Annotated in this window: 27 protein-coding genes; 7 read left to right on the top strand and 20 right to left on the bottom strand. The window is 67.9% G+C overall.

Features of this window, described 5'->3' with window-relative positions:
- Position 1: 1 nt before the first annotated feature.
- The 4 genes from AC5Y36_RS09560 to AC5Y36_RS09545 form a co-directional block, all read right to left on the bottom strand.
- A complete protein-coding gene (locus tag AC5Y36_RS09560; RefSeq protein ID WP_500040640.1) occupies positions 2-454 on the bottom strand; it encodes a type II toxin-antitoxin system Rv0910 family toxin in 453 nt (150 codons plus the stop codon).
- A 20-nt stretch (positions 455-474) separates the two neighbouring features.
- The gene (locus AC5Y36_RS09555) at positions 475-1,680 is read right to left on the bottom strand and encodes a lipid-transfer protein (protein ID WP_500040639.1); all 1,206 of its coding nucleotides are present in this window, start codon (positions 1,678-1,680) and stop codon (positions 475-477) included.
- Positions 1,681-1,865: 185 nt separating this feature from the next.
- Positions 1,866-2,507 carry a TetR/AcrR family transcriptional regulator gene (locus AC5Y36_RS09550; RefSeq protein ID WP_500040638.1) on the bottom strand — a complete coding sequence of 214 codons (642 nt, stop codon included), beginning with the start codon at positions 2,505-2,507 and terminating at the stop codon, positions 1,866-1,868.
- An 87-nt stretch (positions 2,508-2,594) separates the two neighbouring features.
- Positions 2,595-3,896 (bottom strand): cytochrome P450, encoded by a 1,302-nt coding sequence (locus AC5Y36_RS09545; RefSeq protein ID WP_500040637.1) that lies wholly within the window; start codon positions 3,894-3,896, stop codon positions 2,595-2,597.
- An 86-nt stretch (positions 3,897-3,982) separates the two neighbouring features.
- On the opposite strand from AC5Y36_RS09545, the gene AC5Y36_RS09540 reads away from it, so the two are divergent.
- Positions 3,983-4,750, top strand: coding sequence for a MerR family transcriptional regulator (locus AC5Y36_RS09540; RefSeq protein WP_500040636.1), 768 nt, complete (start codon positions 3,983-3,985; stop codon positions 4,748-4,750).
- Here the strand turns inward: AC5Y36_RS09540 and truB are convergent.
- From truB to pptH, 3 genes are read right to left on the bottom strand one after another with little or no spacing between them, the layout of a single operon-like run.
- Complete coding sequence (gene truB / locus AC5Y36_RS09535; RefSeq protein WP_500040635.1) at positions 4,728-5,618, bottom strand: tRNA pseudouridine(55) synthase TruB; 891 nt, start codon at positions 5,616-5,618, stop codon at positions 4,728-4,730. The genes AC5Y36_RS09540 and truB overlap by 23 nt on opposite strands.
- Positions 5,615-6,286: a 4'-phosphopantetheinyl transferase PptT gene (gene pptT, locus AC5Y36_RS09530; protein WP_500040634.1), complete on the bottom strand. Its 672-nt coding sequence runs from the start codon at positions 6,284-6,286 to the stop codon at positions 5,615-5,617. Before pptT ends, truB begins: the two co-directional genes overlap by 4 nt.
- Positions 6,283-7,254: an ACP phosphodiesterase PptH gene (gene pptH, locus AC5Y36_RS09525; protein WP_500040633.1), complete on the bottom strand. Its 972-nt coding sequence runs from the start codon at positions 7,252-7,254 to the stop codon at positions 6,283-6,285. The genes pptT and pptH overlap by 4 nt, the downstream gene beginning before the upstream one ends.
- A 93-nt stretch (positions 7,255-7,347) precedes the next feature.
- Between pptH and AC5Y36_RS09520 the strand changes: the two genes are divergently transcribed.
- Both AC5Y36_RS09520 and AC5Y36_RS09515 read left to right on the top strand, forming a co-directional pair.
- Positions 7,348-7,920, top strand: coding sequence for a DUF3558 domain-containing protein (locus tag AC5Y36_RS09520; protein ID WP_500040632.1), 573 nt, complete (start codon positions 7,348-7,350; stop codon positions 7,918-7,920).
- Between the two features lies 1 nt (position 7,921).
- The gene (locus AC5Y36_RS09515; RefSeq protein WP_500040631.1) at positions 7,922-9,589 is read left to right on the top strand and encodes a CocE/NonD family hydrolase; all 1,668 of its coding nucleotides are present in this window, start codon (positions 7,922-7,924) and stop codon (positions 9,587-9,589) included.
- Here the strand turns inward: AC5Y36_RS09515 and AC5Y36_RS09510 are convergent.
- Both AC5Y36_RS09510 and AC5Y36_RS09505 read right to left on the bottom strand, forming a co-directional pair.
- Complete coding sequence (locus AC5Y36_RS09510; RefSeq protein ID WP_500040630.1) at positions 9,548-10,093, bottom strand: DUF1802 family protein; 546 nt, start codon at positions 10,091-10,093, stop codon at positions 9,548-9,550. The genes AC5Y36_RS09515 and AC5Y36_RS09510 overlap by 42 nt on opposite strands.
- Positions 10,090-10,338, bottom strand: a complete 249-nt coding sequence (locus AC5Y36_RS09505) for a DUF2277 domain-containing protein (protein ID WP_500040629.1) — start codon at positions 10,336-10,338, stop codon at positions 10,090-10,092. The genes AC5Y36_RS09510 and AC5Y36_RS09505 overlap by 4 nt, the downstream gene beginning before the upstream one ends.
- A 41-nt stretch (positions 10,339-10,379) precedes the next feature.
- On the opposite strand from AC5Y36_RS09505, the gene AC5Y36_RS09500 reads away from it, so the two are divergent.
- Together AC5Y36_RS09500 and AC5Y36_RS09495 are read left to right on the top strand one after the other, a co-directional pair.
- A complete protein-coding gene (locus tag AC5Y36_RS09500) occupies positions 10,380-11,144 on the top strand; it encodes an enoyl-CoA hydratase (protein WP_500040628.1) in 765 nt (254 codons plus the stop codon).
- Positions 11,145-11,408: 264 nt separating this feature from the next.
- Positions 11,409-12,305, top strand: a complete 897-nt coding sequence (locus AC5Y36_RS09495) for an alpha/beta fold hydrolase (RefSeq protein WP_500040627.1) — start codon at positions 11,409-11,411, stop codon at positions 12,303-12,305.
- Positions 12,306-12,311: 6 nt separating this feature from the next.
- On the opposite strand, the gene AC5Y36_RS09490 is transcribed toward AC5Y36_RS09495, so the two are convergent.
- From AC5Y36_RS09490 to rimP, 10 genes are all read right to left on the bottom strand, one after another.
- Positions 12,312-13,625, bottom strand: a complete 1,314-nt coding sequence (locus AC5Y36_RS09490) for an MATE family efflux transporter (protein ID WP_500040626.1) — start codon at positions 13,623-13,625, stop codon at positions 12,312-12,314.
- 79 nt (positions 13,626-13,704) lie between these two features.
- Positions 13,705-14,703: a DHH family phosphoesterase gene (locus AC5Y36_RS09485; RefSeq protein ID WP_500040625.1), complete on the bottom strand. Its 999-nt coding sequence runs from the start codon at positions 14,701-14,703 to the stop codon at positions 13,705-13,707.
- Positions 14,678-15,145: a 30S ribosome-binding factor RbfA gene (rbfA, locus tag AC5Y36_RS09480; protein WP_500040624.1), complete on the bottom strand. Its 468-nt coding sequence runs from the start codon at positions 15,143-15,145 to the stop codon at positions 14,678-14,680. The genes AC5Y36_RS09485 and rbfA overlap by 26 nt, the downstream gene beginning before the upstream one ends.
- A gap of 2 nt (positions 15,146-15,147) precedes the next feature.
- Complete coding sequence (gene infB, locus AC5Y36_RS09475; protein WP_500040623.1) at positions 15,148-17,853, bottom strand: translation initiation factor IF-2; 2,706 nt, start codon at positions 17,851-17,853, stop codon at positions 15,148-15,150.
- Between the two features lie 79 nt (positions 17,854-17,932).
- Entirely contained in the window at positions 17,933-18,175 is a 243-nt protein-coding gene (locus AC5Y36_RS09470) for a DUF448 domain-containing protein (protein WP_500040699.1), read from the bottom strand.
- A 181-nt stretch (positions 18,176-18,356) separates the two neighbouring features.
- Complete coding sequence (locus tag AC5Y36_RS09465; RefSeq protein WP_500040622.1) at positions 18,357-20,330, bottom strand: serine/threonine-protein kinase; 1,974 nt, start codon at positions 20,328-20,330, stop codon at positions 18,357-18,359.
- 101 nt (positions 20,331-20,431) lie between these two features.
- Positions 20,432-20,740 (bottom strand): type II toxin-antitoxin system PemK/MazF family toxin, encoded by a 309-nt coding sequence (locus AC5Y36_RS09460; protein ID WP_500040621.1) that lies wholly within the window; start codon positions 20,738-20,740, stop codon positions 20,432-20,434.
- Complete coding sequence (locus AC5Y36_RS09455; RefSeq protein ID WP_500040620.1) at positions 20,727-20,951, bottom strand: ribbon-helix-helix protein, CopG family; 225 nt, start codon at positions 20,949-20,951, stop codon at positions 20,727-20,729. The genes AC5Y36_RS09460 and AC5Y36_RS09455 overlap by 14 nt, the downstream gene beginning before the upstream one ends.
- Before the next feature lie 223 nt (positions 20,952-21,174).
- Positions 21,175-22,212, bottom strand: coding sequence for a transcription termination factor NusA (nusA, locus tag AC5Y36_RS09450; RefSeq protein WP_500040619.1), 1,038 nt, complete (start codon positions 22,210-22,212; stop codon positions 21,175-21,177).
- A gap of 46 nt (positions 22,213-22,258) precedes the next feature.
- Complete coding sequence (gene rimP, locus AC5Y36_RS09445) at positions 22,259-22,786, bottom strand: ribosome maturation factor RimP (protein WP_500040618.1); 528 nt, start codon at positions 22,784-22,786, stop codon at positions 22,259-22,261.
- Positions 22,787-22,929: 143 nt separating this feature from the next.
- On the opposite strand from rimP, the gene AC5Y36_RS09440 reads away from it, so the two are divergent.
- Both AC5Y36_RS09440 and AC5Y36_RS09435 read left to right on the top strand, forming a co-directional pair.
- The gene (locus AC5Y36_RS09440) at positions 22,930-23,436 is read left to right on the top strand and encodes a hypothetical protein (RefSeq protein WP_500040617.1); all 507 of its coding nucleotides are present in this window, start codon (positions 22,930-22,932) and stop codon (positions 23,434-23,436) included.
- Positions 23,433-23,903: a ferritin-like domain-containing protein gene (locus AC5Y36_RS09435; protein ID WP_500040616.1), complete on the top strand. Its 471-nt coding sequence runs from the start codon at positions 23,433-23,435 to the stop codon at positions 23,901-23,903. Before AC5Y36_RS09440 ends, AC5Y36_RS09435 begins: the two co-directional genes overlap by 4 nt.
- Positions 23,904-23,998: 95 nt before the next feature.
- Here AC5Y36_RS09435 and AC5Y36_RS09430 read toward each other — a convergent pair whose 3' ends face one another.
- Positions 23,999-25,744: a proline--tRNA ligase gene (locus tag AC5Y36_RS09430; RefSeq protein ID WP_500040615.1), complete on the bottom strand. Its 1,746-nt coding sequence runs from the start codon at positions 25,742-25,744 to the stop codon at positions 23,999-24,001.
- Positions 25,745-25,766: the final 22 nt, after the last annotated feature.

The following is a 25,766-nucleotide window of genomic DNA, read 5'->3' as shown; positions in this document are numbered from 1 at the left end:
TTCAGGCCGCCGCTGACGCCAGCGACTCGAGCTGGGCGAGGGTCTTGTCGAGTTGCTTGGCGCCATCCTTCTCGACCGCCTTGCCCAACGCCCCCTTGATCAGCGCGCCCTCGAAATCGCCGGCGACACTGAACTGCGACCCCTCGCCGGATGGTGTCACCGAGAACTCGAATTGGCATTTCACCCCGGCCATCCCGGTCCCGGACATGGTCAAGCTCAGTGCGGACCCGGGTTCGTCAACGACCTTGTCGATTTTCCATTCGATCTTGTTGGCCATCCCGAGCATGACGATCTTGGCGGTCAGCGTCGCACCGGGCGTCAGTGTGGCCGGCGGCTCCTGCAGCCACTTCTCGTGGATGGTGAACCACTTGTCCCAGCTGGACAGATCGGACACGGTATTCCACAACGCCTCCGGGCTGACCGACAACTGCTTGGTCGCTTCGATGTGTCCCATCGTTTCTCCTTCGGTGTAGTTCAGCGCTCGGCGCGCTGGTATGCCGTCACGACGGCGGCGCCGCCGAGTCCGATGTTGTGCTGCAGCGCCGCGGTGACGCCGTCGACCTGTCGCTTGTCGGCGGCGCCGCGCAGCTGCCAGGTCAGCTCCGAGCACTGCGCCAAACCGGTGGCACCCAGCGGATGCCCCTTGGAGATCAGCCCGCCGGACGGGTTGACCACCCAACGCCCCCCGTAGGTGGTATCACCGTCATCGATCAGCCTCGGCGCCTCCCCTTCCTCGCACAGCCCCAACGCTTCGTAGAGCAGCAGTTCGTTCGCCGAAAAGCAGTCGTGCAACTCGATCACCTGGAAGTCCTGCGGCCCCAGTCCGGACTGGTCGTACACGCGTTGGGCGGCTTGCACATTCATGTCGTAGCCGATCAGGCTCTTGCAGGTGCCGTCGAAGGTGGACTTGAAGTCGGTGGTCATCGCCTGCCCGACGATCTCGACCGCCTGACCGGCCAGCCCGTGCTTGTCGACGAACGCCTCACTGGCCAGGATCGCCGCACCCGAACCGTCCGAGGTGGGTGAGCACTGCAGCTTGGTCAGCGGGTCATAGATCATCCGCGACGCCAGGATGTCCTCCAGGCTGTACTCGTCCTGGAACTGCGCATACGGATTGTTCACCGAATGCTTGTGGTTCTTGTATCCGATCTTGGCGAAATGTTCGGCGGTGGAACCGTATTTTTTGATGTGTTCACGACCAGCGGCGCCGAACATCCAGGGCGCCGGGGGGAAGAGCACTTCGGAGATCTCGGCCAGCGCGAGGATGTGTTTCTCCATCGGCTGGGCGCGATCGTCGTAGGAGGCCTCCAGCGAGCCCGGCTTCATCTTCTCGAAGCCCAGCGCCAGCGTGCAGTCGGCCAACCCGCCCCGGATCGCCTGGGCGGCAAGGAATAGCGCCGTCGACCCGGTCGAGCAGTTGTTGTTGACGTTGACGATCGGGATGCCCGTCAACCCCAGTTCGTAGACCGCCCGCTGCCCCGAGGTCGACTCGCCGTAGACGTAGCCGACATAGCCCTGTTCGATGGCGGTGTAGTCGATGCCGGCGTCGGCCAGCGCTTTGGTTCCGGATTCCCGTGCCATATCGGGGTAGTCCCACGCCGACCCGTCGGCGTTGCTCCGTCGCCCCGGCTTCTCGAACTTCGTCATGCCGACACCGATGACGTAAACCTTGTTGACCATGGCACTCCTCTTCCGGCCGCCGAACTCGCAACAAAACATACAGACCTGATTGCATCTTTGCAAGGGCGGGCGACGGGTCCAAGCGCACGACCTGTTGCCTCGAGGCTTAAACCACTGCGACACGCCCCGGCGTCTCGTCGCAACCGGTTAGGTGTCGCGACGCGGGGCGGGCGAGTGGGCCTGGATCAGTCGGACAGTGCGGCCGGCAACACGCCGGCGGCGATCTGGCGGACGTGCGCCGACGCCCGGTCCCACCGGCGCCGGGCGCGCTCGGGATCGTCGTCGACGAAGTTGGCGACCAGGATGCCGCGCAGCGCATCCATCGCCGTGTAGACGATGTTGCGGAGCTCCTTGGGCTCAGGGTGCTCGGGCATCAGTTGGGCGATGGCCGCGATCAGCGTGCTGTTGACGACGGGCTCAACGCGTTCAATGTGCCGCGCCAGTGTCCTATCGGTGCGTGAAGCCACCCAAAGTTCCATCGTGGCAATGAATAACGGTCCCTGATGGGCCTCCCACAGGAAGTCCAGCACCGTCGACACCGGATCGGGGCTGGACTGCACACGGCCCAGTTCACGGATCGCGGCTTGGGCTCGCTGCTGAGCCAGATGCTCGATCGCTGCCGCGACCAGATCCTCTTTGGAGCGGAAATGATGGATCTGAGCGCCGCGGGTGACCCCGGCCAGCTCGGCGATGCGCGGCGTGGTGGTGCCGGCATAGCCGTAGGACACCAGGCACTCCACCGTTGCGTCGAGCAGGCGCACTCGCATGGCGGCGCTGCGCTCCGCCTGGGTACGCCGCACCCGCTGGTCGTCGACGCCGGTCGCCATCGCCATCCCCTTCCCGAATCGGCTGGTCAACCATACATGCCGAAACGCGCTAGAGGATAGATACAACACAGAATGTATGTTTGCAGATCAGGGTGACAGCGGGGTGAGAGTCACCCGCAACACCTCCAGCCCGCGCAACGACGAGTTGGTGGTCCATCGCGGCGTGCCGATCACCTCGATGCGCTGCACGCGCTGCACCAGTTCACGCAGGACGGCCCGCGCCTCCATCCGGGCCAGTCCGGCACCCAGGCACAGGTGGATACCGGAGCCGAAGGCGACGTGGGACGGATTCCGGTCGGCGAGATAGGAGTCCGGCCGGTCGAATTGGCGCGGGTCGCGGTTGGCCGCACCCCACAACAGCGCCACCCGGGCGCCGGCCGGAACGGTGGCCTCCCCTATCCGGTAGTCGACTTTCGCCGTGCGGTAGAACCCTTGGATCGGCGACGAATACCGAAGTTGCTCCTCGATGGCGCTGCCCAGCAGCGTGTCGGGGTCCCGACGGATCACCTCGAACTGGTCGGGGTTCTCCGCGAGCGTCAAGAACATGGTGCTCAGCAGGTTGGTGGTGGTCTCGTTGCCGGCCAACAGCAACAGCAGGGCGAAGTAGAACAATTCCAAATGGGTGATCGCGCCGGTGTCGGCGTTGTCGATCAGACGGCCCAGCAATGTGCCGGACCCCAGTAATTCGCCGGTGCGGAATCGGCTGTGGAAGTAGGCGTGCAGGTGGCGGACGCCGTTGAGGGTGGGCAGCATCTGCCACAACCCCTTGGGGGTGAGCTGGATGTTGGCGACCCGAACGCATTCGTTGGACCAGTACCGGAAGAAATCCTGGTCGTCGGGCGGGATGCCCAGGATGTGAGCGATCATCCGCATCGGCATCGGTACCGCCAGCCGACTCACCATCTCCGCGCCGGGATTGGCCAGCAGCTCGCCGACCAACTCGGTGGCCAGCTGATCCACGACCGGTTGCCAGCTGCTGAGCGCACCGCGGGCGAACGCGGGCTGTACCTTGCGCCGCAACTCCGGGTGCCGAGGCGGATCCATGTTCAGCAGCACCGGGACCTCGAATCGGGCCCGGGTCACCCCTTCCCGACTGGACAACACCGCATCGTTGCGCGCCGCCGCACGGACATCGTCGTAGCGGCTCAGCACGAATATGTTCCGGCGGCGGTTGTAGCGGACCCGTGGGCCGGCCAGCAACTCGCGGTAGCCCGGGTACGGATCGGCGGCGGTCGCCGGATCGAACGGGTCGAACGAGGTCTCGGGAATGCCCGGGTACGCGCGGTGCTTGAGTTTGGCCGCCAGGTCGGTGCTGATGTTGGCGTACAGGCTGTCCACCACGGGTTTCGCCACCGAGGTTGCCAGTGCGACGTCATGTCTGAGGCTCACCGGTCCTCCGTTCTCGCCCAAGAACGATGCACATCCGACCGTAACGGAACTTTCTGTAACGGACAATAGCGTTAACATAGTGGCTGATGATGTCTGCAGACGCCACCGAGATGACGATCGACGAGCTGGCTCAGCGCGTCGCCATGTCGTCGCGCAACATCCGGGAGTGGCAACGTCAGGGGTTGGTGCCGCCACCTACCCGCCGGGGCCGAATCGGGGTGTACTCCGAGGAGCATGTGACCCGCATCCAGCGGGTGCGGAAGCTGCATACCGAGGGCCTTCCGCTGGATCTGATCCGTCGGTTGATCCAGGCCAGCGCTGCCGATGAAACCGACATCCGCCAGCTGGCGTCCGAGGTGCTCACACCGTTCTCCAGCCGGCGGTCGGCGACGCTGACTCGTGAGGAACTCACCGATCGTCTCGGTGACACCACCGTCAGCGCACTGGCCCGATTGGGTCTGATGACCGGCGATGCTGACCTTTCGACACGCGATGAAGCGACACTGGATCTGCTCGAAGGCCTTACCGAGGTGGGAATTTCACTGGATCGGGTGGTCACCGTGCTCACCGAGGTCGAGTTTCATCAGCGCGCGATTGCGCGGTTGTTCCTCGACGCCTATGTCGACGACGTGTGGCAGCCGTTCGCGGCGTCGGGATTCACCGAGCCCGGCTGGGGTCCCATCGCCGAGAATGTGGCGCGGGCAAAGCCGTTGGCGGTCCGACTGATCGCGCACATGCTCGAGGTTGCGCTGGACGACGTGGCGGGATCCATTGTGGTGCATGAGGCCAACCAGGCCGAACGAGTGCTGGAAGCCGAGTCTGCGACCGCCGCTAAAGTGTCGCCGGCCGGATGACGACCACCGATTTGGTTCGGTTGCCGGCATCTTCGAGTAGCGCGATCACCTGTCCGTTCGGATCGGTTGCCGCGTAAATCCCCTCGATCCCGGCGATCGCAAGGGGCCGCCCGTGCCCGGTCGCTTCCGCCTCCTCGGCACTGAGTTCGCGCCGCGGAAACGCTTGCAGGCAGGCTGCATCCAGCGTGTAGCTCAGCTGCGGGGACTCGGCCAGTTCCTCGAGGCTGCGGGACTGGTCCAGGTCGAATCGTCCGGATCGGGTGCGCCGTAATGCGGTCAGATGCCCTCCGACGCCCAGTTCGGCGCCCAGATCGCGGGCCAGCGCACGAATATAGGTACCCGACGAGCAATCCACCTCGACATCGAGGTCGACCAGCTCACCGCAGCGCCGCAGGGCCGACACGTCGAAACGGTCGATACGCACCGGCCGGGCCGCCAGCTCGACTTGTTGACCTTCGCGGGCCAGCTGATAGGCACGCTTGCCGCCCACCTTGATCGCGCTGACCGCCGAGGGTACCTGCGCAATGTCGCCCCGCAGCCCGCCGATCGCCGCCTCGATCGCATCTCCGGTCACGTCTGCCGCCGAAACCTGCTGCAGCATCTCGCCTTCGGCATCCTCGGTGGAGGTCGTCTGCCCCAACCGGATGGTGGCGGCGTACGATTTGGCGTCCGTGGTCAGCAGGCCGAGGATCTTGGTGGCGCGTTCTACCCCGATCACCAGTACGCCGGTGGCCATCGGGTCCAGGGTGCCGGCGTGGCCGACCTTGCGGGTGGCAAAGATTCGCCTGCATCGCGCCACCGCGTCGTGGCTGGTCATACCGGCGGGCTTGTCGACGATGACCAGACCGGCCGGGACCGGACCGCTCACAGGACGATCGCTGTTAAGACCAGGCCGCCGGCCACCGACCACCGGCCGGCCAGCCGTGTCAGCGGAGGACCAGACCGCGCCGCGGGGTCGATCAGAATCTCGGAGACGAACCCACCCGTGGTTGCGGCATCGTCAACATCGAAGGTGATGTGGGCGTCCTCGAAGCCCAGCCAGCGCTGCGTCAGCGGAAACCAGGCCTTATACGTCGCCTCCTTGGCGCAGAACATGATCCGATCCCAATGCAGATCAGCCGGCAGCGCGGAGATTTCGTTGCGCTCCACCGGCAGCGTCACCGCATCCAGGACGCCGTCGGGCAACACGTCGTGCGGTTCGGCATCGATACCCACCGAACGCACCTCGGAGGCCCGGCCGACGACCGCGCCACGGAAGCCGGCCGTGTGCGTCAGGCTGCCCACGATGCCCTCCGGCCAGCGCGGTTCACCCTTCTCTCCCTTGAGAATCGGCGCGGGCGGCACTCCGAGCTGCTGCAGTGCCAGCCGCGCGCAGTAGCGGGCGGTGATGAACTCGCTGCGCCGCTTGGCGACCGACTTGGCGATCAGCGGCTCCTCCTCGGGCATCGGACGAGCTTCGGGAGGGTCGTCGTAGAACTCGGCCGAGGCGACCCGGGTACCGCGTGGCAGCAGCACCCCATCCAGCAGCGGGCTCATCGGGACTGCCGCTGGCGCAGTCGGTCCCGGAATTCTGCCGATGCCGACCGCATCTCCGGGGTGATGACGAAGTGACCGCCGAAATCATTGAGGTACCCGGGCGCGTACTGCGGGTCGGGCAGTATCTGGCGCAGCCATCGATACGGTTTGCGCCGCCGCCATTCCCGCGGATAGCCGACCGAGACCTCTTCGAAGCGCACGCCGTCGTACCAGGTGGTGCGCGGAATGTGCAGGTGGCCGTACACCGAACACACCGCGTTGTACCGGGTGTGCCAGTCGGCGGTCTCGGTGGTTCCACACCACAGCGAGAACTCCGGATAGAACAGCACGTCGCAGGGTTCACGGACCATCGGGAAGTGGTTGACCAGCACCGTCGGCACCATCCAGTCCAGATCCTCAAGCCGTTTGCGGGTGGCCGCCAGCCGGTCGCGGCACCAGGCATCGCGAGTGGCGTAGGGCTCACACGACAGCAGGTATTCGTCGGTGGCCACCACATTGGCCGCCTTGGCGACCGCCAGCCCCTCGGCCTTGGTGGTCGCGCCGGCAGGCAGGAACGTGTAGTCGTAGAGCAGAAACATCGGCACGATGGTGGCCGGGCCGCCCTCCCCGATCCATACCGGGAACGGGTGCTCGGGTGTGATGACCCCCATCTCGTCGCACATCTCGACCAGGTAGTCGTAACGCGAGCGGCCGAAGATCTGCTTGGGGTCCTTGCCGGTGGTCCACAGCTCGTGGTTGCCCGGCACCCAGATCACCTTGGCGAAGCGGCGGCGCAGCAGATCCAGCGACCAGCGGATCTCGTCGGTGCGTTCGGCGACGTCCCCGGCCACGATCAACCAGTCATCGGGAGAGGACGGGTACAGCGACTCGGTGACCGGCTTGTTGCCGGAGTGACCCGTGTGCAGATCGGAGATCGCCCACAGCGTCGGGCGGTGCGTGCGCGTCGACTCCCGGGTTCCCACAACCACCCAGCCTAACCGGTGGGGTTGGGCCCAAAACTGGAACAGGTTCTCGTCCGGCTTGTACACTCCCGGCAGGTAGTCGGCGATGTGAGGTGGGTCATGGTTTCCAGGGTGCGTCTGTTCGCGGTATTGGGCGCGCTCGCCTTCGCCATCATCCTGGTCTTCCAGGGCACCACAACCAGCGGACGCACCGACGGCGGCGTGGAGCTGCGGTCGACCGCGGTGCCGTTGGCGCCGCCCAGCAGCCCGGCGGTCAACACCACCAACCCGCGCCCGTTCGACGCCTGCGAGGACATCCCCTTCGACGTGATCGCGGGCCTCGGCCTGGCCTACACCCCGCCCAAGCCGGTGGAAGCCAAACGGTGTGAGTTCGACGCCGGCAACTACCAGGTCGCCGTCGAGCCGATCATCTGGCGCACCTACGAGCAGACGCTGCCGGCCGACGCCGTCGAGACCACCATCAACGGGCACCGGGCCGCGCAGTACTGGGTGATGAAGCCCACCGACTGGAACAACCGGTGGTGGGTTTCCTGCATGGTCACCTTCAAGACCAGCTACGGGGTGATCCAGCAGGCGCTGTACTACGCGCCCACCTACTCCGAGCCCGACGTCGACTGCCCGGCGGAAAACATGATGCGGGCCCAGCAACTGTCGCCGCATTACGTCTTCTGAGATGGTGGCCAGCCGGCGCCGCGGGACGGCCCGCCACCTCACCAACACCGCCTTGAGCCGCGTTCTGCGGCTGCCTGCGCCCACCACCCGATACACGGTGAGCCGCGAGCGCGTCCCGATGCGCGACGGCGTCACCCTGCTGGCCGACCACTACCAGCCGCACGGTGAACCGGTCGGCACGCTGCTGGTTCGCTGTCCCTACGGCCGCGGCTTCCCGTTCGCGCTGGCCTACGGCCGGATTTACGCCGCCCGCGGCTACCGGGTGATCCTGCAGAGCGTGCGCGGCACGTTCGGTTCGGGCGGCGCGTTCGAACCGATGGTCAACGAAGCCGACGACGGTGCCGACACCGTGGCATGGCTGCGCGCCCAGCCCTGGTTCGCCGGCTCGTTCGCCACCATCGGGCTGTCCTATCTGGGGTTCACCCAATGGGCATTACTTCAGGATCCGCCGCCGGAACTGGCCGCCGCGATCATCGCGGTCGGGCCGCACGATCTGTACGAGTCGACGTGGGGCACCGGGTCGTTCGCGCTCAACGACTTCCTCGGCTGGAGCAACCTGATGGCGCACCAGGAGGCGCGCCCGCGGCTGCGGGCCGGCCTGCACCAGCTGGCCGGCCGACGCACGGTTCCGCGCGCCGCCGCCGGACTGCCGTTGGGCACGGCCGCCCGCAACCTGCTCGGCACCGGATCACCTTGGTTCGAATCGTGGCTGGAACACCCCGACGAGGACGACCCGTTCTGGGACGGGCTGCGCTGCCCGGCCGCGTTGGAGCGGGTGCAGATTCCGGTCCTGCTGCTCAGCGGCTGGCAGGACCTGTTCCTGCAGCAGACCCTGGCCCAGTATCGGCGGCTGCGCGAGCGCGGAGTCGACGTGTCGCTGACCATCGGGCCGTGGACTCACACCGAGATGCTGACCACCGGTTTGAGCAGAGTCACCGCGGAGTCGCTGCACTGGCTGGACACCCACCTTCGCGGCGTGGATACCCCCAGCCGCAGCCCGGTCCGCGTTTACCGGACCGGCCACGGGTGGTGTGATCTGCCGGATTGGCCACCACGCAGCACCCTGCGGCCCTGGTACCTGCAACCCGGCGGTGCGCTCGGCGAGGCGGCACCCGATGGCCAGACATCCGCCGAATCGGCCAGGTTCCGGTTCGACCCCACCGACCCCCCGCCCACCATCGGCGGCCGCCTGCTGTCGCCGGACAGCGGATACTGCAATGACAGCCGGCTGTCCCGCCGTGACGACGTGCTGAGCTTCACCGGCGCGGCGCTGACCCAGGATCTGTCGGTCTGCGGCACCCCGGTGCTGGAGCTGGCCCACTCATCAGACATCCCGCACGTCGACCTGTTCGTCCGGATCAGTGAGGTCGACCCCCGCGGTCGCTCGGTCAACGTCAGCGACGGCTACCGGCGACTGCGGGAGCACAACGGCCCGGTGCGGATCGAACTCGACGCCATCGACCGTCGGTTCGCTGCCGGATCACGGATCCGGGTGATGATCGGCGGGGGCAGCCATCCGCGTTACGCCCGCAACCTGGGCACCGGCGAAGCGCAGTCGAGTGGAAGCCGGCTCCAACCGGCCACCCACACCGTGCGCTTCGGCAGCTCCCGGCTGCTGCTACCGATATCAGCCGACGGCGGCGCGGACGCGCGCGGCCACAGCGGCTAACGCGGCGCCGTCGCCGAGCGGGGCGGCCAGCGCCGGTGCGACCGGAACCTGCACCCAACTGGTGCAGCCGGCGAAATCGGGGGTGCGGGTCAGCCACACGGGTTCGACGAGCGGCACGGCCTGGATCACCAAGACCGCCAGCCGATGTTTGGGCCGGAAGTCCATTCGGTCGGCACGCACCGATTCGTCGGTCCAGATGTGCAGATCCGCGATCTCGGTGAGCCCGTCTGGACGGTTGACCGGCACCGCGGCAACAACATTGGCCGCTGCCCGCAGCAGCACCCGCTCATCGGTGCAGTCGTCGGCCGCCGATGCGAGCAGGTCGCGGTGTTCGGGGCGGACCCGCTCGGTGTGGCTGTGCGCGACCGTCGGGAACAGCAGAAACTCGTCGGCGGCGACTTGGAAACGCTTCTCGCCGATACCGCCCTTGCGCAGCAGGATCGACTGCCGGCCGGCCAGCAGCGCGTGCACCGCCGCGCTCCACTCCTTGAGCGCAGGGATCATCGCGGCGCAAGCCGGCGCAGCGGCGGTACGGTCTTGGGCGGCTGGCGCCGCTGCGGCAGCGTATCCAGCAAACGGGTCGTCGTCGCCGTGACTTCGGCAACAGCCATCTCGAACGCCTCGGTGTTGGCGGCCGACGGGCGAGTCAGGCCACTGACCTTGCGCACGTACTGGCGGGCAGCCGCCTCGATCTCCGCGGCGGTGGCCGCCGGCTCGAGCCCGCGCAGTTCGGTGATGTTGCGGCACATGCCATCCACGATAGGTCGAGACCACTGGTTACGGTGAAGCCATGACACGCGCCGCCGACGACATCCTGCTGATCGACACCACCGATCGGGTCCGCACCCTGACGCTGAACCGGCCGCAGTCACGCAACGCACTGTCGTCCGCACTGCGGGAACGGTTCTACGGCGCCCTGGCAGATGCCGAAGCAGACGACGCTGTCGATGTGGTGATCCTGACCGGCGCCGACCCGGTGTTCTGTGCCGGGCTGGACCTCAAGGAATTGGGCGACCAGTCCGCGCTGCCCGATATCTCGCCGCGCTGGCCGGCGATGACCAAACCGGTGATCGGCGCGATCAACGGCGCCGCGGTCACCGGGGGCCTGGAGTTGGCGCTGTACTGCGACATCCTGATCGCCTCCGAGCGGGCCCGCTTCGCCGACACCCACGCGCGGGTCGGCCTGCTGCCGACCTGGGGAATGTCGGTGCGGCTGCCCCAGAGGGTCGGGGTGGGACTGGCCCGGCGGATGAGCCTGACCGGCGACTATCTGTCCGCCGACGACGCCCTGCGCGCCGGCCTGGTCACCGAGGTGGTGCCGCACGAGCGGCTGCTACCGGCGGCCCGCGAGGTGGCGGGATCCATCGTCGGCAACAACCAGCGCGCGGTTCGCGCGCTGCTGGACTCCTATCACCGCATCGACGACGAACAGATCAACGCGGGGCTCTGGATCGAGGCGGCTTCGGCACGACAGTGGATGCGCCAGACCAACGGGGATGCGGTCGCCGCCAGCCGCGACGCCGTGCTGCAGCGGGGCCGTACCCAGGTGCGCTGACCCGGCCCTTCGCTTTCCGTAGGACTGCTACGTTTCAGACGGCTTCGACACGTATTCCGCGCCCGTCAGCCGAACGAACGCGACGTTCTCGCGCCCAGATTCCGACCTGAACCACGCCAGATGCGGCTGGAAGCACGCTAAAAACCCAGGTAGCACGCTATTGCGTGGCTAATCGTTGCGCTGCTATATTTCTTTTCGTAGCGCTGCTACGGTTTCTAGTGAAGAGGATGCCGCGTCGTCGGCCTCCGACCGAGAGGAATCGCCATGAATCAAGCCGGTGTCTCCGCGCAGACGGTCACCACCCGCGATGGCGTCGCCCTCTCGGTCCGCGAACACGGGTCGCGCACTGCCGGCCACACCGTCGTCCTGCTGCACGGCTGGTGCATGAACAAGGACGCATGGAATCTCCAGATCGCGCAGCTGATCGCGGAATGGGGCACCGACATCCGGGTGATCGGTTACGACCACCGCGGCCATGGCGCCTCCGCTAACGCGCCGGTCGGCACCTACCAGGTCGACCAGCTCGCCGATGACCTCGCGGTGGTGCTGGAATCCCTGGACGTGACGGGGCGCCTCACCCTGGTCGGCCACTCGCTGGGCGGTATGACGGCGCTGGCCTACCTGGGCCGGGCCGCCCATCTGCGCCCCGTCGAACCGCACAGCATCGTCCTGGTGGCGACGGCAGCCGGCAAACTCGCCCAGCGCGGCATCGGGCGTCTGCTGGGCTCCCGCGCCTCCGACGCGGTGTGCGCCATCGGATACCAGTTCCCGCGGCTGGCGAACGGTGTGGTCCGGGCGTTCGGCCAGCCGGTGTCACGCGCGCTGCGGATCTGGGCTGAGGAGTCACTCGGCGGCGCGATCGACACCACCCCGATCACCACCAAACTCGGTTTCATGCGGGGCCTGAAGATCTACGACCACTACGCGACGCTGCCGACCATCACCGCGCAGACCACCATCATCAGCGGCGGCGTGGACACCCTGACCCCGGCCGTGCACGGCCGCGACATGGCCGCCGGCATCGCCGGCGCCCGGCTGATTCACCGTCCGGCTGCCGGGCACATGGTTCTGCACGAGGAGCCGGAGTTGGTGACCGCCGCCATCAGCGACGCCATCATCGAGGGCGGCCGGATGGCGGCGCCTCAGGTCCTTGCCGCCTGACCTCGGCTAGGTCGTCCCCGTCACGACCCAGCGCCCGGACAGCGTCCGCCAGCCCACAAACACCAACCGCAGCACGATGAACGTGGACAACCCGGTCCAGATACCGGCGAGCCCCCACCCGAAGATCAGCGACAGCCAGATCAGCGGCAGGAACCCGACCAGGGCGCTGACGACGGTGGCGGTGCGCATGAACGCGGCATCGCCCGCGCCGATCAGCACACCATCGAGTGCGAAGACGATCCCGGCGAGCGGCAATTGACCGACCAGGAACCACCACGGCACGCCGATGGCGTCCAGCACCGACAAATCGTCGGTGAACAGCTTCGGCAAAATCGGAGCCCCGGCGCCCAGCAGCACCGCGAGCACCGTCGCCGCCGCCAGCGAGAAAACCGTCACCCGGCGCGCCACCGCGGTCGCCGCGCCGGTGGCACCGCCACCCAACGCGGCGCCAACCAGCGACTGGGCAGCGATGGCCAGCGAATCGAGAACCAGCGCAAGGAAAGTCCAGAGTTGTAGGACCACCTGATGGGCGGCGACCGCCGCCACACCGAACCGGGCGGCCACCGCCGCGGCGGACACGAAGCAGGCCTGGAATGCCATACTGCGCACGACCAGATCACGGGCCATCACCAGCTGGGACCGCAGTATCGCCGGATCCGGTCGCAGCGACACCCGTTCGACCAACAGTGATCGACAGAACAGCAGCGCCGCCAGCCATTGGCCGGTCAGGTTGGCCACCGCCGAGCCGGCCAACCCCAACTGCGGCAGCCCCAGCCAGCCGTACACCAGCAGCGGGCACAGCAGGGCGGACAGCCCGAACCCGGCGACGACGTGACGCAGCGGCCGCACCGTGTCCTGCACCCCGCGCATCCACCCGTTTCCGGCCAGCGAGATCAGGATCGCGGGGGCGCCCAGGATCGCGATCCGCAGCCACGGCAGCGCGGCATCGGCGATGGCGGCGCCCGTCGCTGCACCGCCGGCGATCACCGCCACCAACGGAACCGCCGCGGCTTCAACGGCGATGGTGACCGCGGCCCCGATCATCAGCGCGAGCCAGGTGGCCTGAACACCTTCGGCGATGGCCGCGGCGCGGTTTTGGGCGCCGAAGTGTCGTGCCGCGCGCGCGGTGGTCCCGTAGGACAGGAACGTGGCCTGCGACCCGACCACGCCCAGGATCAGCCCACCGATCGCCAGCCCGGCCAGCGGCAGGGCGCCGAGCCGGCCGACGATGGCGGTGTCGAAGAGCAGATACAGCGGCTCGGCGGCCAACACGCCCAGGGCGGGCAGCGCCAGTCCGAGAATCTGGCGCGCGTCAGCCACCGCCACTCCCCCCGCGACCGTGCGTGGAATGCCAGTTTGCGGGCAGTTTTACGTACAACTGCGCACGTTCGCGGAGTCGCTAGCCCAGCGCCGCGACGAGCGCGGCAACCGCATCGTCGACCGGGCCGGACGCCGAATAGCCGGCGGCCAGCCGGTGCCCGCCACCGCCGAATCCGCAGGCGACCGCTGCCAGATCCACCGCCGACTTGGCCCGCATCGATACCGACCAGCGTTGCGGTTCGATCTCCTTGAAGACCGCGGCGACCTCGGCTTCCTGGGCGGTGCGCACGATGTCGACGATGCTCTCGATCTCCTCCGAGCGGGCAGCGGCCCACTCGCGATGCTCGACCACGGCGTAGACCAGGCCACGCCCGGCGGCGGCGGCGGACACCAGCTGCGCCGACGACAGCACCCGGGTCAGCATGGGCAGCCAGGCGAAGGGATGGGTGTCCATCAACGTCCGGCTGAGCGCGGCGTTGTCCACGCCCAGGTCGACCAGCCGGGCCGCCAGCCGATGAGCGCGGGCACTGGCCCAGCGGAATGACCCGGTATCGATGACCAGGCCGGCATACAGGCAATGCGCCACCGCAAGGTCGATCGGTTGATCCCAGGCGTCGAGCAGTTCGGCAACCAGCATCGTCGTCGAGTCCGCGGTGGGATCGACGAAGTTTGCAGTGCCGAACAGGTCGTTGCTGGCGTGATGGTCGATCACCAGCAGCTCGCGCCCCGGCGCGGCCAGATCAGCCAAGCTGCCGAGCCGGTCGACGCTCGGCACGTCGACCGTCACCGCCAGATCAACGTCTCGTCGCATCAGATCGGGATCGACCAGCAGTTCGCCGCCGGGCAACGTCCGCAGCGACTGCGGTAGCACCCCCGGCGCGGCAAAACTCACCTGGACATGTTTGCCGCAGCGGTGCAGGACGGCCGCCAACGCCAGCGCCGCGCCGACGGTGTCGGCGTCGGGATGCACGTGGCAGGCCACTGCGATGGTGTCCGCCCCGGCCACCAGTTGGGCGGCTGCAGCAGCGTCGACACGGGTCACGACGGCCGGCTCAGTCTTCGGATCGATCGTCGTCACCGGCGTCTCCCGCCGTGCTGGTCCGATAAGGATCGGCGTCGCCGGCCGGTGTGGCGCCGACGCGTGCCCGGGCCACGTCGGCGTCGGCGGCCCGAGCGGCCGCCAACAGCTCCTCCATCCGGTGTGCGGCGTCGGGCACGGTGTCACGAACGAACGCCAGCGTCGGGGTGAACCGCACGCCGGTGCCGGCCCCGACCTTGCTGCGCAGCACCCCGGTGGCACTTTCGAGTGCCGCGGCGGCGCCCCCATAGTCCGGGGCGTCGTCGAGAGTGCGGCCGAGCACCGTGTAGTACAACGTCGCATCGTGCAGGTCGGCGGTCACCTTCGCGTCGGTGATGGTGACCCCGACCAGCCGCGGATCCTTGATCTCGTACTCGATCGCCGAGGCGACGATCGTCGAGATGCGCTTGGCCAGCCGGCGCGCCCGGGCCGGGTCCGCCACGGCTAGGTCCGCGCCTTCTCGACGAGCTCGTAGGTCTCGATGACGTCGCCTTCCTTGATGTCGTTGTAGGTGAGCGTCAGACCGCATTCGAAGCCGTCGCGCACCTCAGTGACGTCATCCTTCTCCCGGCGCAGCGAGGACACGGTGACGTTTTCGGCCACCACCACACTGTCGCGCAGCAGCCGCGCCTTGGCGTTGCGGCGGATGATCCCGGACGTGACCAGGCAGCCCGCGATGTTGCCGACCTTGGAGCTGCGGAACATAGCCCGGATCTCGGCGCGGCCGAGTTCCTTCTCCTCGTAGATCGGCTTGAGCATGCCCTTGAGCGCGCTCTCGATCTCGTCGATGGCCTGGTAGATCACCGAGTAGTAGCGGATCTCCACACCTTCGCGGTTCGCGAGTTCGGTGGCCTTGCCCTCGGCACGCACGTTGAACCCGATGATGATCGCGTCGGACGCCGACGCCAGGTTGACGTTGGTCTCGGTGATGCCACCGACACCGCGGTCGATCACTCGCAGCGCAACCTCGTCGTCGATCTGGATGCCCATCAACGCTTCTTCCAGCGCCTCGACCGTACCGGCGTTGTCGCCCTTCAGGATCAGGTTGAGCTGACTGGTTTCCTTCAGCGCCGAGTCCAGGTCCTCCAGGCTGATCCGCTTGCGGGTCCGCGCCGCCATGGCGTTGCGCTTGCGGGCGCTGCGCTTGTCGGCGATCTGGCGGGCGATCCGGTCCTCGTCGACGACCAGCAGGTTGTCACCTGCGCCGGGCACCGAGGTGAAGCCGATGACCTGCACCGGCCGCGACGGGGTGGCCTCGTCGACGTCGTCGCCGTGCTCATCGACCATCCGCCGCACGCGGCCGTAGGCGTCGCCGGCGACGATCGAGTCACCGACCCGCAGCGTGCCGCGCTGGATCAGCACGGTGGCCACCGGGCCGCGACCGCGGTCCAGGTGCGCCTCGATCGCCACACCCTGGGCTTCCATGTCGGGGTTGGCCCGCAGGTCCAGGGCGGCGTCGGCGGTCAGCAGCACCGCGTCTTCCAGGGCCTTGATGTTGGTGCCCTGCTTGGCCGAGATGTCGACGAACATGGTGTCGCCACCGAAGTCCTCGGCGACCAAACCGTATTCGGTGAGCTGGCCGCGGATCTTGGCCGGGTCGGCGCCCTCCTTGTCGATCTTGTTGACCGCCACCACGATCGGCACGTCGGCGGCCTGCGCGTGGTTGATCGCCTCCACCGTCTGCGGCATGACGCCGTCGTCGGCGGCGACCACCAGGATCGCGATGTCGGTCGCCTTGGCACCACGGGCACGCATGGCGGTGAACGCCTCGTGACCCGGGGTGTCGATGAAGGTGATCAGACGCTCGGTGCCGTCCAGGTCAACCGCGACCTGGTAGGCACCGATGTGCTGGGTGATGCCGCCGGCCTCGGCCTCGCGGACATTGGCCTGACGGATGGTGTCCAGCAGCCGGGTCTTGCCGTGGTCGACGTGACCCATGACGGTGACGACCGGCGGACGGACCTGCAGGTCTTCCTCGTCGCCGGCGTCTTCGCCGTAGGACAGGTCGAACGACTCCAGCAGCTCGCGGTCTTCGTCCTCAGGCGAAACCACCTGCACGACGAAGTTCATCTCGCCGCCCAGCAGCTCCAGCGTCTCGTCACCGACGGACTGGGTCGCGGTGACCATCTCGCCGAGGTTGAACAACGCCTGCACCAGTGCGGCCGGGTTGGCGTCGATCTTTTCGGCGAAGTCGCTCAGCGACGCGCCGCGCGCCAACCGGATGGTCTCGCCGTTGCCGTGCGGCAACCGCACGCCGCCGACGACCGGCGCCTGCATGTTCTCGTATTCGGCGCGTTTCGCCCGCTTCGACTTGCGCCCCCGCTTGGGTGCACCGCCGGGACGGCCGAAGGCACCCGCTGCGCCGCCGCGCTGGCCGGGGCGACCGCCGCCGCCACCGCCGCCGGGGCGGCCGCGGAATCCGGCACCCGCCGGTGCGGCGCCACCGCCACCGGGACCGCCGGCGCCACCGCCGCGGTAACCACCGCCGGCACCACCGGGACGAGCACCGCCCGGGGCGCCCGGGCGACCGCCGGGACCGCCCGGGCGAGGAGCGCCGGGCCGCGGCGGACGACCCGCGCCAGCGGGCCGAGGCGGCATGTTGCCGGGCGAAGCGCCCGGACGCGGGGCCCCCGGTCGGGGTGCGCCGGGCCGGGGAGCCTGCGGATGCGGACGCGGAATCGCCCGCTCAACCGGTTGCACCGAGGAGAACGGGTTGTTGCCGACCCGCGGAGTGCGGTGCCCGGGCTTGGGAGCCGGACCGGGACGCGGCCCGGGCGCGGGTGCACCCGGCTCGGTCCCAGGAGCGGCCGGGGCCGGCGGCGCAACCGGCGCAGCCGCCGCGGCGGGTGCCGGGGCCTCCACCGGCGGCGTCGCGACCGGCGCGGGAGCCGGAGCCTCGGCAGGCTTGGCTGCCGGCTTGGGGCCGGCGGGCTTGGGGGCCGCATCGGCGGCCGGCGCGCTGGCGGGGGCCGGTGCCGCCGCTGCGGGCTTGCCACCGCCGAACGATTCACGCAGCCGGCGCGCGACGGGCGCTTCCACCGTCGACGACGCGGATTTGACGAATTCGCCCTGCTCGCTTAGCCGGGCGAGGACTTCCTTGCTGGTAACACCGAGTTCCTTAGCCAACTCGTGTACGCGGGCCTTTGCCACTACTTCTCCTGTCCAGTGAGGCGACAGCGGTGGTGGGGCCGCGCCTCGGGTTTAGCTATGACGCATGGTCATCGGGACTTCACGGTGTGCTCATGTTCTTTGCTGCCTGTTCTGTTGCCGTGGCTCTCGAGCGCTCCAATGACTCCAAGTGCTCGATCACCGCGGAGGTGTCCGGTGAACCGGTGATACGCAACGCTCGGGCGAAGGCTCGCCGTCGGGTGGCCTCGCTCGCGCACTGCGGTTGGGGATGCAGCCATGCACCCCGCCCCGGCAGATTACCCGCTGTATCAACGGTCACGGAATACGCGCCGTTCCGAAGCACAGCGACCACTCGAAGCAGTCCGACAGCCAACTCTCGTTTCCGGCAGCCGACACACGTTCGCACCGGACCATCGGGGTGGCGGTGCTTCCGCGAATCAGCGGACGGACTCTCGCGCTGGATCACGGCTCAGTGTACCCACACCGCGAGGGTGCTCCGAACCAGCGGTTGATTGCCTCAGCGGCTAGCCGGGGGCCAGCTTGACGACGTTGCCGTGGTTGTTGAGGTCGGTCTCAGCGACGTACACGGCGCCGCCGTTGTCTACCGCCACTGCCCGCGGCACCTGTCGCGCATTCCATGTGGTCGGCAACGCCGAACCCGGACTCAGTTTCGTCAGCCCAGAGTCGTCGGCGACGTAGATGTTGCCGGATACGTCGACGGTGATGCCGTCCAGTGCACTGAACGTGTCCAGTTCGGCGGGAAGTTCGGTTGAGCTGGTAGAGCCAGCCGCCAGTTTGAACACCCGCCCGGTGTAGGTGTGGTTGTCTTGTAGGTGCTGGTCGAGGACGTAGATGTCGCCGGCGGGGTCCACCGCTACGCCGCGGACCCCGTGGAGCCCAGTAAACGGCAGCTCAGTAGGGCTGGGTGAACCTGGAGCTAGCTTCTGGACGCGCCATGGAACGTCCAGCCTTCCGCTGTCTGCATTGCCGAAAAAGACGTTGCCTTCGCCGTCGACCGCGACACCCTCTACCTCCGCATCGTGAGACATCGCTAGCAGTTGAGTGGGCTTGTCGGCGCCCGGCGCCAGTTTCAAGACCTGCCATTCAAGGTGGTGATCGCGGACGGCATCACCGACAACGTAGACATTCTCGGCCCCGTCGACCGCGAGGCCCTTCAAAATGTCGAGTCCGAAGAAGGGCAACTCGACCGGGCTGGTGGACCCCGCCGCCAATTTCAGCACCCGGCCTCTCTTGCCCGATGCACCTCTGTCAAAGTCTGCGACGTATACGTTGCCGGCGCTGTCGACGGCCACCCCGCGGGGTTCGCGGAGCCCGGGGAACGGCAGCTCGGTTTGTCGGCTCGCCCACTCGGGTGGTGGCGGCGACTTGTGGGAACGCCCAGGCAGCAGGCCAAGACCAAACGCCGCGACGAGTGTGATGGCCGCGAGTCCGGCCACCGCCGCGACGGTAATGACTGCTGCTCGACGCCGTCTGCGTCGCCGGGGTCGCCTTTTCGGTTCGGGGTACGGTGGGAACGATGCTGGTACGGGGTGCGGGTAGGCGGAAGCAAGCTGGGTGTGATCAAGCAGGGTCGCAGTCTGCGGATCTGTCGGGTGAACCTCACCGCGCTGTTCGGCGGTGAACACGGGCGGGGTCGACTGCGAACTCCCGCGCAGCGCCTGCACGAATTGCACGCAGCTCTGATACCGCTCGTCGGGGTTTTTCGCCAGCACCCGCGCGAACAGGTCATTCAAGTAGACGGGCAGGTGAGGTGCCCAGGCGGTGATCGCCGGGACCGGATGATGAAGGTGCGCCGACATCAGCGCCACAATCGAGGTGCCCGTGAAAGGCAGGGCTCCGGTCAGCAGTTGAAATGCTGTACATCCCAGGGAGTAGATGTCGGCACGGTTATCCAGTGGCCGGCCCTCGATGGCCTCGGGCGACAAGTAGGAGACCGTGCCCACGGTGACTCCGGTCGAGGTCAGCGATGTCGCTTCGATGGCTGCCTTGGCGATCCCGAAGTCGGCGAGTTTCACGGTTTTGAGCCTGCCGTCCGCGGCGAAGGCGACCAGGATGTTGGCGGGTTTGACGTCGCGGTGGGTGACGGCGTGCTCCGCATAGGCGTAATCGAGGGCGGCGCCCGCACCGGCGATGATCTCGGTCACCAACCCCAGCGGCAGCGGCCCCCGCTCCTGCAACAGTTGCGCACCGTCGCGGCCGGCGATGTATTCCATCGTCAGCCACAGCCGCCCTTCCCACTCGCCGCGGTCGTAGAGGGTGGTGATGTTGGCGTGCGACAGCGGTGCGAGCACATCGGCTTCGCGTTGGAAGCGGCTGCGAAACTCCTCGTTGCGGCTCACACCGCCGTCGAGCAGCTTCAGCGCGTCACGACGAGGCAGACGCGGATGCTGCACCAGGTAGACCTCGCCCATGCCACCGGCACCGAGCCGCTGCAACACACGGTAACCCGCAATGTCCTGCGCCCCGGGGTCCGTCACAGTCGGTGAGTTTGCCACACCACACATCTGGCGCTGCTCGCAATTTTCAGCCGGGGCACCCGATCAGTCTTGTGCGCTCGGGCACAGACTCGACTCCCGGCTTAGCAACCCGTGCTTACGCGCAGCGTATGACACGCCTGATGCATCCGCGCAAAGGACAGGCGAGTGATCCTGCGCCGAAATGCAGTGCGCGGCAGGGTATGGATGTTGTCGAAGTTGACGACGCAGTCTGCCGGCACCTGATCGTCGCTGACCGTCAATTCCAGCTCCGAGACCAATCCCCTGCGGGTTCGTGTGAGCGCTGCTACCACCACGGCATCCATCCGGCCTGCAACCGGGTTGCGGGTAAGGATAAGTACCGGACGGTCACCACCGGGCGTTGCGGCGAACCAGAGTTCACCGCGTCGCATCGGCCCAATCCGACCAATCCTCCGCGGGGCCCCAGTCAGCCACGCTAGCGAGTGCTTCTTCCCCCGTGGCATCCGGATGGCCCGCGAGTTCAGCCAAGTGCCGCCGTAACGCATCCCGAAGAAGGTCGGACCGATCGATCCGCAAACGGCGCGCCCACTCGTCGGCTTGGGCGACGTCCGCATCGTCGGCGCGGAAGCTGATCATCGTCATAGTGCAACTTTAGAGCCAGCAGTGGCGCAGCACTATTCACCGATCGAGCAACACATCCGGGCCGCTACGCCGCGGGCAGTTTCCATACCTCCGCATTGCCCACGAACGACCGCCCGAGGTAGATCTTGCCCCCGGCGTCGACCGCCATCCCGTCCGCGGAGATAACCCCTGGCACCGGGATATCAGTCGGTTGCGAGGGTGGCGCCGACCAGCCCGAAGGCCGTCACGCCCGGTTGGCTTCACGCTCCTGGTGGGCGTTGTGCTCGCCCGCAGCATCGGGAGCGTCGCTGCGGATATCGATCCGCCAGCCGGTCAGCCGCGCCGCCAGCCGGGCGTTTTGGCCTTCCTTGCCGATCGCCAGCGACAGCTGGAAGTCCGGCACCACCACGCGGGCGGCCCGGGTGTTCTGGTCGATGACGGTCACCGACACCGCCTTGGCCGGTGACAGCGCGTTGGCGACGAAACGGGCGGGGTCCTCGTCATAGTCGATGATGTCGATCTTCTCCCCCGACAGCTCGCTCATCACGTTGCGCACCCGCTGTCCCATCGGACCGATGCAGGCGCCCTTGGCGTTCAGGCCGGGCACCCGCGATGCGACCGCGATCTTGGAGCGGTGACCGGCCTCGCGTGCGACCGCGACGATGTCCACCGACCCATCAGCGATCTCGGGGACTTCCAGCGAGAACAGTTTGCGCACCAGGTTGGGGTGGGTGCGCGACAGCGTGATCACCGGCTCACGGCTGCCCCGGGTCACCCCGACGACATAGCAGCGCACCCGGTCACCGTGTTCATAGCTTTCGCCGGGCACCTGCTCGGCGGCCGGGATGACCCCTTCGGAGCCCTTGGTCTCGCTGCCCATCCGGACCACGACCAGGCCGCGCGCGTTGGCACGGTTGTCACGCTGGATCACCCCGGCCACGATCTCGCCTTCGCGGGTGGAGAACTCGCCGTAGTTGCGCTCGTTCTCGGCGTCGCGCAGCCGCTGCAGGATGACCTGGCGGGCGGTGGTCGCCGCGATCCGGCCGAATCCCTCCGGGGTGTCGTCCCATTCACTGATGACGTTGCCGTCTTCGTCGAGTTCGCGGGCCATCACGCGTACCACACCGGTCTTGCGATCGATGTCGATGTGCGCGTCGGCCTCATGACCCTCGGTGTGCCGATATGCGGTGAGCAGCGCGGTCTTGATGGTGTCCACCACCACATCCACCGAAATGCCTTTATCGGCCTCGATCGCGTGCAGCGCAGCCATGTCGATGTTCATCAGCGCCGCTCCTCCTCGCTTCGCTCTGCCTCGTCGCTGGCGCGGTTCATGATCGGGCCTCCGTTCCCACACCCGATTGCCCCGCCAATTCAAGCTCACGCTTCGAGGGCGACGAAAACTCAACCTGGACAACTGCTTTGACGACCTGATCAATGGGAATCTCGCGCACCGCCCAGTCCTTGCCGTCCCGAACGACCAGCTCCACCGTGCTGTCGCCGGTGGCGCCGATTCGGCCGGCCAACTCCGACCCGTCGGCCAGCGTCACCTCGACTTTGCGGCCACGTGACCGCCGGAACTGTTTGGCGCTGGTCAACGGGCGATCCACGCCCGGCGAACTGACCTCCAGAACGTAGGCGTCGTCGAGATCGATCTGGTCGAGCAACGACGACGCCGACCGCGACAGTACCGCGACGGTATCCAGGTCCAGCGGCGCGTCGCCGTCGGCGATCACCGTGATCCGCGGCGGGTTGGCTCGGGTGTCGATGACGACGTCTTCGATTTCGTATCCGAGGCGCGCGAACTCCGCGTCGAGCAGCTCGATCACTTGCGCCTGCGAAGGTAGCCCGGTGGCCACGGCGAGCTCCTCATCTTGAGTTGTCCGGTCAGCTGGTCCCGGCCGGTCGTCGACGGCCCGGGGCACCAGGCTCCCACGATACGCCAGGAACCGGCACCGGCCCGTGCGAACGACTCAAGCGGGCGCAATGGCAGGATGTTGGCGTGTCCAGCCCCTTTCCGGCCCTCAGCAGGCGTGACGTGCTGGTCGGCGGCGTGGTGCTGGCCCTGCTCGGTGTGACGGCGTCCGCGTGCAGTCCTGCCCCGCCCCCGGTTCCCGACGAGCTGGAGGAACAACTGCGGCTGGCCGTGCACGACGCCGAGCTGGCCACCGCGGCCAGCGGCGCGGCTGCCCCGGCGAACGCGCCGGCATTGACCACCATCGCCGCTCAGCGCTCCGCGCATGCCCAGGCGCTAGCCAGCGAGATCGCCCGTGCGGCCGGCCAGCCGACCCCCACCTCAACCAGCACGCCGGCTTCTACGACCACAACCGCGGCGGGTCCGCCGCCGTCGGTGCCCGACGTAGTCAACGCGCTGCACGCCGCCGCGGACAGCGCCGCCAAACTGGCCGCCAACTCCTCGGGGTACCGCGCCGGGCTGCTCGGCTCGATCGCCGCGGCATGCACCGCGGCCTACACCGTCGCGCTGGCAAACGGGGTGAGCGGATCATGACGTCGGCCGAACCGGCTCCCAACGCACCCGACAAGCCCGGCGACGCGGCGCTGGCCGCCGCGCTGGCCACCGAGCACAGCGTCATCTACGGCTACGGCATCGTCTCGGCGCATTGCGCACCCGAGGTGAACTACCTGGTGTCCGACGCGCTGCACCAGCACCGCGACCGCCGCGACGAAGTGGTGGCGATGTTGACCCGGCGTTCGGTGAGCGCACCGGTGGCCGCCGCCGGCTACCAGCTGCCGGATTCGGTGAACAATGCCGCCGACGCGGCGCGGCTGGCGGTGCGGATGGAGGATGACAGCGCGGTGGCCTGGCGCGCGGCGCTGGAAGCGGCCCAGAGCACCGAGGACCGCCAGTTCGCGGTGACTGCCTTGACGGCCAGTGCGGTGTTGGGGGCGCGCTGGAATCGGGAGTCGGGCATCTGGCCGCTCACCGAGACATTCCCCGGCGGCAACGCCTCGTAGCCACTGTCAGCCCAGCCACCACCACCGCGAGCGTGCGCAGTTGTACGCCAAACCGCCGTGGAATTGGCAATCTGCGCACGCTCGCCGGAGGTTGGTCAGGCTCGGATCGCCGCGACGATGTCGGCGGCAAGTGACTCGCCGACAGCCAACTCGCGGGCTTCCCCTGCCATCCGGTCACGCAACTCGACCACCCCGTTGCCCCAGCCCCGACCGACCACGACAATCCAGGGCACACCCAGCAATTCGGCGTCCTTGAACTTCACCCCCGGTGACGCCGACCGGTCGTCGAGCAGCACTTCGACACCGAGCCGGTCCAGGTCGGCGGCCAGCGCCTCCGCCCCGGCCCGCGCCGCGTCATCCTTGTTGGCGATCACCAGATGCACGCCGAACGGGGCCACCACGCTCGGCCAGCGCAGGCCCAGCTCGTCATGGTGCTGCTCGGCGATCACCGCCACCAGTCGCGACACCCCGACACCGTAGGAGCCCATGGTGAGCCGCACCGGCTTGCCGTCTTCGCCGAGCACGTCGGCGGTGAATGCATCGGTGTACTTGCGCCCGAGCGAGAAGATGTGGGCGATCTCGATGCCGCGGGCGCTGACCAGCGGGCCCGCGCCGTCCGGCGAAAGGTCGCCGTCGCGCACCTCGGCTGCCTCGATGGTGCCGTCGGCGGTGAAGTCGCGCCCGGCGACCAGCCCGACCACGTGGCGGCCCGGTTCATCGGCACCGGTGATCCAGCTGGTGCCGTCCACCACCCGCGGGTCGACGAGGTAGCGCACTTTGTTGTCCTGCAATGCTTTCGGCCCGATGTAGCCCTTGACCAGGAACGGATACTTGGCGAAGTCCTGGTCGGCGAGCAGCGCGTACTCAGCCGGCTCCAGGGCTGCCGCCAGCCGCTTGTCGTCGACCTCACGGTCACCGGGCACACCGATGCCCAGCAGCTCCCACTCGCCGCCCGGTTCGCGGACCTTGACCATGACGTTCTTCAGGGTGTCGGCGGCGGTGACGTTGCGTCCGAGCGCGCTGTTGGCCCAGTCCACCAAGGTGGCGATGGTCGGGGTGTCGCCGGTGTCATGCACTTTCGCGTCCGGCTGCCCGTCGATCGGCAGCGCCTCCGGGCGGGCGGTGAGCACCGCCTCCACATTGGCGGCGTACCCGGACTGCAGGCAGCGCACGAAGGTGTCCTCGCCGATCTCGCTCTCCGCCAGGAACTCCTCTGACGCCGACCCGCCCATCGCGCCCGACACGGCGGAGACGATGACGTAGCGCACGCCCAACCGCTCGAACATCCGCTGATAGGCGTCGCGGTGATGGTGGTAGGCGTCCTTGAGGCCGCTGTCGTCGATGTCGAACGAGTAGGAGTCCTTCATCACGAACTCCCGGCCGCGCAGGATGCCGGCCCGCGGCCGCGCCTCGTCGCGGTACTTGGTCTGGATTTGGTAGAGCGTCAGCGGGAAGTCCTTGTAGGAGCTGTACTCCCCCTTGACCATCAGGGTGAACATTTCCTCGTGGGTCGGCGCGAGCAGGTAGTCGTTGTCGCGCCGATCCTGCAGCCGAAACAGACCGTCGCCGTACTCGGTCCAGCGGTTGGTCGTCTCGTACGGTGCGCGCGGCAGCAGCGCCGGAAACAGGATCTCCTGCCCGCCGATGGCGTTCATCTCCTCGCGCACCACTCGTTCGATGTTGCGCAGCACCCGCAGCCCCAGCGGCAGCCAGCTGTACAGTCCGGGCGCGATCGGGCGGATGTAGCCGGCCCGGATCAGCAGCTTGTGGCTGGCCACTTCGGCGTCGGCGGGGTCGTCGCGCAGCGTGCGCAGGAACAGCTCGGACATCCGGGTAATCACAGCGGGCCAGCTTAGCCGGGCT

The organism is Mycobacterium sp. NGS50 (assembly GCF_059812545.1).
Note: the sequence above shows the minus strand (reverse complement) of the source record. Positions and strands in the feature narration are given on the sequence as shown.

Excerpts from the sequence above, each read along its gene's own strand:
- AC5Y36_RS09520 (WP_500040632.1), top strand. The coding sequence starts at position 7,348 with ATGGTTTCCAGGGTGCGTCTGTTCGCGGTATTGGGCGCGCTCGCCTTC.
- AC5Y36_RS09495 (WP_500040627.1), top strand. The coding sequence starts at position 11,409 with ATGAATCAAGCCGGTGTCTCCGCGCAGACGGTCACCACCCGCGATGGC.
- AC5Y36_RS09515 (WP_500040631.1), top strand. The coding sequence starts at position 7,922 with ATGGTGGCCAGCCGGCGCCGCGGGACGGCCCGCCACCTCACCAACACC.
- pptT (WP_500040634.1), bottom strand. The coding sequence starts at position 6,286 with ATGAGCCCGCTGCTGGATGGGGTGCTGCTGCCACGCGGTACCCGGGTC.
- AC5Y36_RS09550 (WP_500040638.1), bottom strand. The coding sequence starts at position 2,507 with ATGGCGACCGGCGTCGACGACCAGCGGGTGCGGCGTACCCAGGCGGAG.
- AC5Y36_RS09560 (WP_500040640.1), bottom strand. The coding sequence starts at position 454 with ATGGGACACATCGAAGCGACCAAGCAGTTGTCGGTCAGCCCGGAGGCG.
- AC5Y36_RS09505 (WP_500040629.1), bottom strand. The coding sequence starts at position 10,338 with ATGTGCCGCAACATCACCGAACTGCGCGGGCTCGAGCCGGCGGCCACC.
- nusA (WP_500040619.1), bottom strand. The coding sequence starts at position 22,212 with ATGAACATCGACATGGCTGCGCTGCACGCGATCGAGGCCGATAAAGGC.
- AC5Y36_RS09555 (WP_500040639.1), bottom strand. The coding sequence starts at position 1,680 with ATGGTCAACAAGGTTTACGTCATCGGTGTCGGCATGACGAAGTTCGAG.
- AC5Y36_RS09460 (WP_500040621.1), bottom strand. The coding sequence starts at position 20,740 with ATGCGACGCGGTGAACTCTGGTTCGCCGCAACGCCCGGTGGTGACCGT.
- AC5Y36_RS09500 (WP_500040628.1), top strand. The coding sequence starts at position 10,380 with ATGACACGCGCCGCCGACGACATCCTGCTGATCGACACCACCGATCGG.
- AC5Y36_RS09540 (WP_500040636.1), top strand. The coding sequence starts at position 3,983 with ATGATGTCTGCAGACGCCACCGAGATGACGATCGACGAGCTGGCTCAG.
- AC5Y36_RS09435 (WP_500040616.1), top strand. The coding sequence starts at position 23,433 with ATGACGTCGGCCGAACCGGCTCCCAACGCACCCGACAAGCCCGGCGAC.
- AC5Y36_RS09455 (WP_500040620.1), bottom strand. The coding sequence starts at position 20,951 with ATGACGATGATCAGCTTCCGCGCCGACGATGCGGACGTCGCCCAAGCC.
- AC5Y36_RS09510 (WP_500040630.1), bottom strand. The coding sequence starts at position 10,093 with ATGATCCCTGCGCTCAAGGAGTGGAGCGCGGCGGTGCACGCGCTGCTG.